7 protein-coding genes and 1 pseudogene are annotated in these 7,461 nt (G+C 69.0%); 4 read left to right on the forward strand and 4 right to left on the reverse strand.

From position 1 onward, the window contains the following. Window positions 1-50: 50 nt before the first annotated feature. Entirely contained in the window at window positions 51-518 is a 468-nt protein-coding gene (locus ADK36_RS43445; protein WP_048585625.1) for a RidA family protein, read from the reverse strand. Beyond that, on the reverse strand, window positions 515-676 hold the full coding sequence (locus tag ADK36_RS48570) for a DUF4177 domain-containing protein (protein ID WP_003975360.1): 162 nt from the start codon (window positions 674-676) through the stop codon (window positions 515-517). Before ADK36_RS48570 ends, ADK36_RS43445 begins: the two co-directional genes overlap by 4 nt. A gap of 106 nt (window positions 677-782) precedes the next feature. On the opposite strand from ADK36_RS48570, the gene ADK36_RS43450 reads away from it, so the two are divergent. Beyond that, window positions 783-1,760: an ArsA-related P-loop ATPase gene (locus ADK36_RS43450; RefSeq protein WP_048585624.1), complete on the forward strand. Its 978-nt coding sequence runs from the start codon at window positions 783-785 to the stop codon at window positions 1,758-1,760. Between the two features lie 52 nt (window positions 1,761-1,812). Continuing rightward, window positions 1,813-3,210: an ArsA family ATPase gene (locus ADK36_RS43455; protein WP_048585623.1), complete on the forward strand. Its 1,398-nt coding sequence runs from the start codon at window positions 1,813-1,815 to the stop codon at window positions 3,208-3,210. A gap of 61 nt (window positions 3,211-3,271) precedes the next feature. Here the strand turns inward: ADK36_RS43455 and wblA are convergent, their stop codons facing one another. Beyond that, window positions 3,272-3,610, reverse strand: coding sequence for a transcriptional regulator WblA (gene wblA / locus ADK36_RS43460; protein WP_048585622.1), 339 nt, complete (start codon window positions 3,608-3,610; stop codon window positions 3,272-3,274). A 563-nt stretch (window positions 3,611-4,173) separates the two neighbouring features. Here wblA and ADK36_RS43465 point away from each other — a divergent pair. Continuing rightward, complete coding sequence (locus ADK36_RS43465; RefSeq protein WP_048585621.1) at window positions 4,174-6,468, forward strand: transglycosylase domain-containing protein; 2,295 nt, start codon at window positions 4,174-4,176, stop codon at window positions 6,466-6,468. Window positions 6,469-6,630: 162 nt separating this feature from the next. Here the strand turns inward: ADK36_RS43465 and ADK36_RS43470 are convergent, their stop codons facing one another. Next, window positions 6,631-7,095, reverse strand: a complete 465-nt coding sequence (locus ADK36_RS43470) for a GatB/YqeY domain-containing protein (RefSeq protein ID WP_030053725.1) — start codon at window positions 7,093-7,095, stop codon at window positions 6,631-6,633. A 238-nt stretch (window positions 7,096-7,333) separates the two neighbouring features. Between ADK36_RS43470 and ADK36_RS50860 the strand changes: the two are divergent. Continuing rightward, window positions 7,334-7,461, forward strand: a pseudogene (locus tag ADK36_RS50860) (metallophosphoesterase); the annotation flags it as partial.

The raw sequence follows: 7,461 nt of genomic DNA on the forward strand, positions 1-7,461 counted from the left end.
TCCGGAGGATCCCGGGCAGGCTGCGACACACCGTCCCCACCGCCGAAGGGCTACGCCTCCGTCAGCTCCACCTGAACCTCGACCTCCACCGGCGCGTCCAGCGGAAGCACGGCCACGCCCACCGCACTGCGCGCGTGAACGCCCTTGTCACCGAGGACCTCGGCCAGGAGTTCACTCGCGCCGTTGATGACGCCCGGCTGCCCCGTGAAGTCCGACGCCGACGCCACGAACCCGACGACCTTCACCACTCGCGCGATGCGGTCCAGGTCGCCCGCCACCGACTTCACGGCCGCGAGGGCGTTCAGGGCACAGATGCGGGCGAGTTCCTTGGCCTCCTCGGGGGTGACCTCGGCGCCCACCTTGCCGATGACCGGAAGCTTGCCCTCCACCATGGGGAGCTGGCCCGCGGTGTAGACGTACACGCCCGACTGGACAGCCGGCTGGTACGCGGCCAGCGGAGGAACGACCTCCGGGAGCGTCAGGCCCAGCTCTGCGAGCTTCGCCTCGACCCCGCTCACGCCTGCTTCTCCCGCTTCAGGTAGGCCACGAGCTGTTCGGGGTTGTTCGGCCCGGGCACGACCTGGACGAGCTCCCAGCCGTCCTCGCCCCAGGTGTCCAGAATCTGCTTCGTGGCGTGGACGAGCAGTGGCACGGTTGCGTATTCCCACTTGGTCATGTGGCCGACTTTATCCGTTGCCCGGAGGGGGCCATGCGGCCGACCACGTCCAAGTTATCCACAGGCTGCCGCGTGACTCGCGCGGCGACTGGTTAGGCTCGAAGGCGTGAGCAGGCTCCAGGTCGTCAGCGGCAAGGGCGGGACCGGAAAGACCACGGTCGCCGCCGCGCTCGCGCTCGCCCTCGCCACCGAGGGGAAGCGGACGCTTCTCGTCGAGGTCGAGGGCAGGCAGGGCATCGCGCAGCTCTTCGAAACAGAGGCGCTGCCTTACGAGGAGCGGAAGATCGCCGTCGCTCCTGGGGGCGGGGAGGTGTATGCCCTCGCCATCGACCCCGAACTGGCCCTTCTGGACTACCTCCAGATGTTCTACAAGATGGGCGGCGCGGGCCGGGCCCTGAAGAAGCTCGGCGCCATCGACTTCGCCACCACCATCGCGCCGGGGCTGAGAGACGTACTTCTCACCGGCAAGGCCTGCGAGGCCGTGCGGCGTAAGGACAAGGCCGGGCGGTTCGTCTACGACTGTGTCGTCATGGACGCGCCGCCCACCGGGCGCATCACCCGCTTCCTCAATGTCAACGACGAGGTCGCCGGGCTCGCCAGGATCGGGCCGATACACAATCAGGCGCAGGCCGTGATGCGAGTGCTGAAGTCGTCCGAGACGGCCGTGCACTTGGTGACGCTGCTGGAGGAGATGCCCGTCCAGGAGACCGCCGACGGCATCGCCGAGCTACAGGCGGCGCGACTGCCGGTGGGACGGGTCATCGTGAACATGGTGCGGCCCGAGGTGTTGGACGCGGCCGATCTGGAACTCGTACGCAGTGTGCCGCGCGCGGCCGTCGCCAAGTCGCTGTCCTCGGCCGGGCTAGGCGGGGCGCGGCGCGGCGGGAACGCCGAGCGGCTGGTGGACCCGCTGCTGACGCAGGCCGACGAGTACGCCGAGCGGTACGCGCTGGAGCACGAGCAGCGGTCGGTCCTGGCCGAGTTGGGGCTTGCGGTGCACGAACTGCCGCTGCTCGCCGAGGGTATGGATCTGGCGGGCCTGTACGAACTCGCGGGCGAGCTGCGGGAACAGGGCCTGTCATGAGTCCGTTCACAAGTCGGGAGCTGTACGCGGTACGTCGGAAGCAGGGGATGTCATGAGTCGTCCGGAACCGGCCCACGCGCACGACGCCGCCCGCCACCACCCCCCGCACCTCTCCCCCGCGCGCGTGCTCGACCTCGACCCGGTGCTCGACGATCCGAAGACCCGCATCGTGGTGTGCTGCGGCTCGGGCGGCGTCGGCAAGACCACGACCGCGGCGGCGCTGGGGCTGCGGGCCGCGGAGCGGGGGCGCAAGGTGGTCGTGCTGACCATCGACCCGGCCCGCCGCCTCGCCCAGTCGATGGGCATCGACTCGCTGGACAACACCCCGCGCCGGGTGAAAGGCGTCGAGGGCGCCGGCGAGCTGCACGCGATGATGCTCGACATGAAGCGCACCTTCGACGAGATCGTCGAGGCGCACGCGGACCCGGAGCGGGCGTCCGCGATCCTGGGCAACCCCTTCTACCAGTCGCTGTCGGCCGGCTTCGCGGGCACGCAGGAGTACATGGCGATGGAGAAGCTGGGCCAGCTGCGGGCCAGGGACGAGTGGGACCTCATCGTCGTCGACACGCCCCCGTCGCGCTCGGCGCTGGACTTCCTGGACGCGCCCAAGCGGCTCGGGTCCTTCCTGGACGGCAAGCTCATCCGCGTACTGCTGGCCCCGGCGAAGGTCGGCGGGCGGGCGGGGATGAAGTTCCTGAACGTCGGCATGTCGATGATGACGGGAGCGCTCGGCAAGCTGCTCGGCGGGCAGTTGCTGAAGGACGTACAGACCTTCGTGGCGGCCATGGACTCGATGTTCGGGGGTTTCCGCACGCGCGCGGACGCGACGTACAAGCTGCTTCAGGCGCCCGGGACGGCGTTCCTGGTGGTGGCCGCGCCGGAGCGGGACGCGCTGCGCGAGGCCGCGTACTTCGTGGAGCGGCTGGCCGCCGAGGACATGCCGCTGGCCGGTCTCGTGCTCAACCGGGTCCACGGCAGCGGCGCCGACCGGCTGTCCGCCGAGCGGGCGCTCGCCGCCGCGGAAAATCTTGAAGAGCCCCGCATTGTGGATCAGGAGGGCGGGAAAGCTGGACTTCGTAACTCCCCCGACACGTACGGCAGTTCAGCATCGGCCGCTTCCGAAGCACCGGCTCCTGACGCAGGCTCCCCCGCCGCCACGGACACCGAGCGCACCGCGGCCACGGACGAACCGAAGTCCGTCACCCCACATGTCGAGCGGTCCGTCGACCAACTCACGGCAGGCCTGTTGAAGCTGCACGCCGACCGCATGCGGCTGCTCTCCCGCGAGCAGCGCACGCGTGACCGTTTCACCGCGCTGCACCCCGAGGTGGCGGTCGCCGAAGTAGCCGCGCTGCCCGGCGATGTGCACGACCTCGCTGGGCTGCGGGACATCGGAAACCGGCTCGCGGCCCATCGGCCGGAGCTGCCTGATCCCGCGGCCGACGCCTGAGGGAGTCCGACGAGTCCTGCGGGCCCCGCCCAGGGAGGCCCGGGAGTCCGGTCCTGGCTCCTCAGCCCACCGCCGCGTAGTCCTCGTACACCTCGTCGTCGTCGAGCGGCAGGATGCCCGCCCCCCGCTCGTACTCCGTACGCGCCGTCTCCAGCAGCCGGCGCCAGGAGGTCACGGTGGGCCGCCTGCGCAGCAGTGCGCGGCGCTCCCGCTCCGTCATTCCTCCCCACACGCCGAACTCGACGCGGTTGTCCAGCGCGTCCGCCAGGCACTCCGTACGCACCGGGCATCCGGTGCACACCGCCTTGGCCCTGTTCTGCGCTGCTCCCTGAACGAACAGTTCATCCGGATCGGTAGTGCGGCAGGCCGCCTGCGCACTCCAGTCGACTACCCAGCCCATACCGGCGCCGTCCTCTCCCGAATCGAGGCTCCCCCACGGCGGCAGCGGCATATTCACCGCCGCCAGTTGAGGACGTTACGGAAGGTGGGCACAGCGCAACACCCCCTTCGGGCCCAATCTTGAATGGCCCGAACGGACTATGCGTAAGCGGCAGATCACCCGGGGGAGTGAGCTGGCGACATACGTGACCTTCCCGGCAAACCGGGACAGTTCTGTTGAGTCACAACGGACGCCGGATGACACACAAGGCGGATTCGGACACGTGCCCACCAAAAAAGTGGGGAACCTCCGCAACGATTCGGGGTCGCCGGACGTATTGATACGTGGCCGCACTGCTGTGACAGTTGAGAGCAGCTTAGGCCAAGGCCTGCACGCCTGTCCGGGAAATGGGCTGCATCCATTCAGCGAGCTGCGCTCGCAGGTGGGCGGCCGATTTTGGCGTGCCATGGCCACCATGGCTCACGTCGCCTCGCCGTTCCCATCGCCTTCCCGTTGCGTTCCCGTCGCACGCTCCCGCACGGTCGGCCCTCGGTTCGCTCATCTCTACGGTTTAGGCTGCCCCCATGCCAAAGAAGCGCTCGGGCGGTGGTCTGTCGCCAACCCAGCAGGCCGCCAAGTTCCTCGGTGTCAGTGTGCTCGCGGGAGCCGTGCTGGCCGGTATCGCACTGCCCGCAGTCGGCGCGCTGGGGCTCGCCGCCAAGGGTTCGGTCGAGAGTTTCGACGAACTCCCGGCCAACCTCAAGACGCCACCGCTGAGCCAACGCACCACGATCCTCGACGCCAAGGGCGGCACGATCGCCACGGTCTACTCACGCGACCGTACGGTGGTCGACCTCAAGGACATCTCGCCGTACATGCAGAAGGCGATCGTCGCGATCGAGGACGCCCGCTTCTACCAGCACGGCGCGGTCGACCTGAAGGGCGTCCTGCGCGCCCTCAACCGCAACGCCCAGAGCGGCGGCGTCAGCGAGGGCGCGTCCACGCTGACCCAGCAGTACGTGAAGAACGTCTTCGTCGAGGAGGCCGGCGACGACCCGACGAAGGTCGCGCAGGCCACCCAGCAGACCCTCGGCCGCAAGATCAAGGAACTGAAGTACGCGATCCAGGTCGAGGAAGAGCTCGGCAAGAAGAAGATCCTCGAGAACTACCTGAACATCACGTTCTTCGGCCAGCAGGCGTACGGCGTCGAGGCCGCCGCCCAGCGCTACTTCTCCAAGTCGGCCAAGAACCTCAAGCTGCCGGAGGCCGCGCTGCTCGCCGGCATCGTCCAGTCGCCGAGCCGCTACGACCCCATCAATGACGAGGCCGAGGCCACCAAGCGGCGCAACATCGTCCTCCAGCGCATGGCCGACGTCGGCGACGTCCCCCAGGAGGAGGCCGACAAGGCCAAGAAGGCGCCGCTGGGCCTGAAGGTCAGCAAGCCCCACAACGGATGCATCACCGCGGTCAAGGGCGCCAGTTTCTTCTGCAAGTACGTCGAGAAGGTCTTCAAGAGCGACCCGGTCTTCGGCAAGAACCGCGAGGCCCGCGCCAAGATCTGGAACCGGGGCGGCCTGACCATCACGACGACCCTCGACCCGCAGGCGCAGAAGTCGGTCCAGGCCTCGCTCAAGGAGCACGTCAACCAGGACGACAAGGTCGCCGCCGCGACCACCCTGGTCGAGCCCGGCACCGGCAAGATCCTCGGTATGGGCCAGTCGAAGCCGTACGGCTACGGCAAGAACGAGACCGAGCTCAACTACTCGGTCGACTCGGCGTACGGCGGCTCCAACTTCGGCTTCCCGACCGGTTCGACGTTCAAGCCGTTCGTCGCCGCGGCCGCGCTGGAGGAGGGCCGGCCGCCGACGCAGGAGTACTCGTCGCCGTACGAGATGGAGTACCCGAGCCCGGTCCAGACCTGCGACAGCACGCCGTGGACCAACCTCCGCGGCGAGAAGCTGGAGAACGAGAGTGAGTCGGAACGCGGCCCCTACCGCCTGAAGAAGGCGATGGAGCTGTCGGTCAACACCTACTTCGTGCAGATGATCGCCGACATCGGCCTGTGCCCGGTGGTCAACATCACCGACAAGCTCCAGGTCCGCCAGGGCAACGGCGACAAGCTCCCCGAGCGCCCGGCCATCGCCCTCGGCTCCGTCGGCCTCTCCCCGCTGACGATGGCGAGCGCGTACGCCGCCTTCGCCTCCCGCGGCATGTACTGCACGCCGATCGCCATCGAGTCGATCTCGCAGAAGGTCGCCGGCCAGCAGAAGTCGCTGGAGGTGCCCAAGTCGACGTGCTCGCGCGCGATGTCCGAGCAGACCGCGGACACCATCAACAACCTGCTGCAGGGCGTGGTCGACTCCGGTACCGGTAAGGAGGCCGGTCTCACCGACCGCGACAGCGCCGGTAAGACGGGTACGACGGACGAACGCCGCAACGCCTGGTTCGTCGGCTACACGCCGAACCTCTCGGGCGCCGTCTGGGTCGGCAGCGCCACCCAGAAGGTCAAGATGCAGAACATCTACATCGGCGGCGAGTACCACGACCTCGTCTACGGCGGCCGGGTCCCCGGGCCGATCTGGCGGGACGCCATGATCGGCGCCCTTGAGGGCAAGCCCGTCGACCAGTTCAACAGGGTCCATATCCCCGACGACGAGGACCGCGACCAGGGCCGGGGTGACGACGACGGCGACGACAACGGCGACGACGGGAACAACGGCGACGACGGCGGCCTCATCGGTGGCCTGATCGGCGGCGGAAACAACGGTGGAAACAACGGCGGCACGGACGGCGGAACGTTCCCGACGCCGACCTTCTCGATCCCCGAGGGCTGGTGGCAGGGCCAGTCGAACGGGAACGCCAACGGGGGCCGCGACTGAGGCGGTGGCCCGGCCGGCCTGAGAGTCCGGGTCCGTGACAGGGCAACGGCCCCTGTCCCCTCGTACGAGGGGACAGGGGCCGTTGCCTGTGGGTTGGGCTGCCTGTGGGGTCTCGTCGGCTGTGGCGTTTCGTCGCCTACGGCCTGCCCTGCTGCGTGAGCGTCAGCCGGCCAGCAGCTTCTTGACCGCCGCGGCGACGCGGCCGCCCTCGGCCAGACCCGCGACCTTCGGGTTCACGATCTTCATGACGGCACCCATGGCCCGCGGGCCCTCGGCGCCGGCCGCCTTGGCCTCCTCGACGGCCTGGGCGACGATCTGGTTCAGCTCGTCGTCGCTGAGCTGCTTCGGCAGGTAGGTGGCGAGGATCTCGCCCTCCGCCTTCTCCCGCTCGGCCTGCTCGGCGCGACCACCCTGCGCGAAGGCGTCGGCCGCCTCACGGCGCTTCTTCGCCTCGCGGGTGATCACCTTCTGCACCTCGTCGTCGGAGAGCTCGCGCTTCTCCTTGCCCGCGACCTCCTCCTTGGTGATCGCGGCGAGCGTCAGCCGGAGCGTCGAGGAGCGGAGCTCGTCGCGCTCCTTGATCGCGGCGTTGAGGTCTTCCTGGAGCTTCGACTTGAGCGTGGTCATGGCGTTGATTGTCGCAGGTGTGGGCGGCGGAACGCCCGTTGATTTCAAGGGGCCTGTGCGGAGGGGCGGGGTATCGGCGGGCCGGGGAGGGGCGAGGGCGGCGCGGGAGGGTCGGGGACGGAGGGCACGGGAGGGTGAAGGGCAACGGCCGGGGCGGGAGGGTCGAGCGTGGTGGTCGGCCCGGGAGGACCGAGGACGGTAGGGACGGGGCGCTCCCCCGGTCTGACACGATGGTCGTATGCGCGCGCGATATGGAGTACCCCTGGGAATCACGGCGGTTGGCGCCGCCGGTCGGCTTTATTCGGCGGGTTTCGAGGCCCGTTCGTTCCGCCTGCGACGGGTGACGATCCCCGTTCTGCCCGCGGG

Source organism: Streptomyces viridochromogenes, assembly GCF_001270495.1.
Classification (GTDB): domain Bacteria; phylum Actinomycetota; class Actinomycetes; order Streptomycetales; family Streptomycetaceae; genus Streptomyces; species Streptomyces viridochromogenes_A.

Bases quoted from the DNA above. Each gene is read 5' to 3' on its own strand.
- ADK36_RS43470 (WP_030053725.1), bottom strand. From the start codon at position 7,095: ATGACCACGCTCAAGTCGAAGCTCCAGGAAGACCTCAACGCCGCGATC.
- ADK36_RS43455 (WP_048585623.1), top strand. From the start codon at position 1,813: ATGAGTCGTCCGGAACCGGCCCACGCGCACGACGCCGCCCGCCACCAC.
- wblA (WP_048585622.1), bottom strand. From the start codon at position 3,610: ATGGGCTGGGTAGTCGACTGGAGTGCGCAGGCGGCCTGCCGCACTACC.
- ADK36_RS48570 (WP_003975360.1), bottom strand. From the start codon at position 676: ATGACCAAGTGGGAATACGCAACCGTGCCACTGCTCGTCCACGCCACG.
- ADK36_RS43465 (WP_048585621.1), top strand. From the start codon at position 4,174: ATGCCAAAGAAGCGCTCGGGCGGTGGTCTGTCGCCAACCCAGCAGGCC.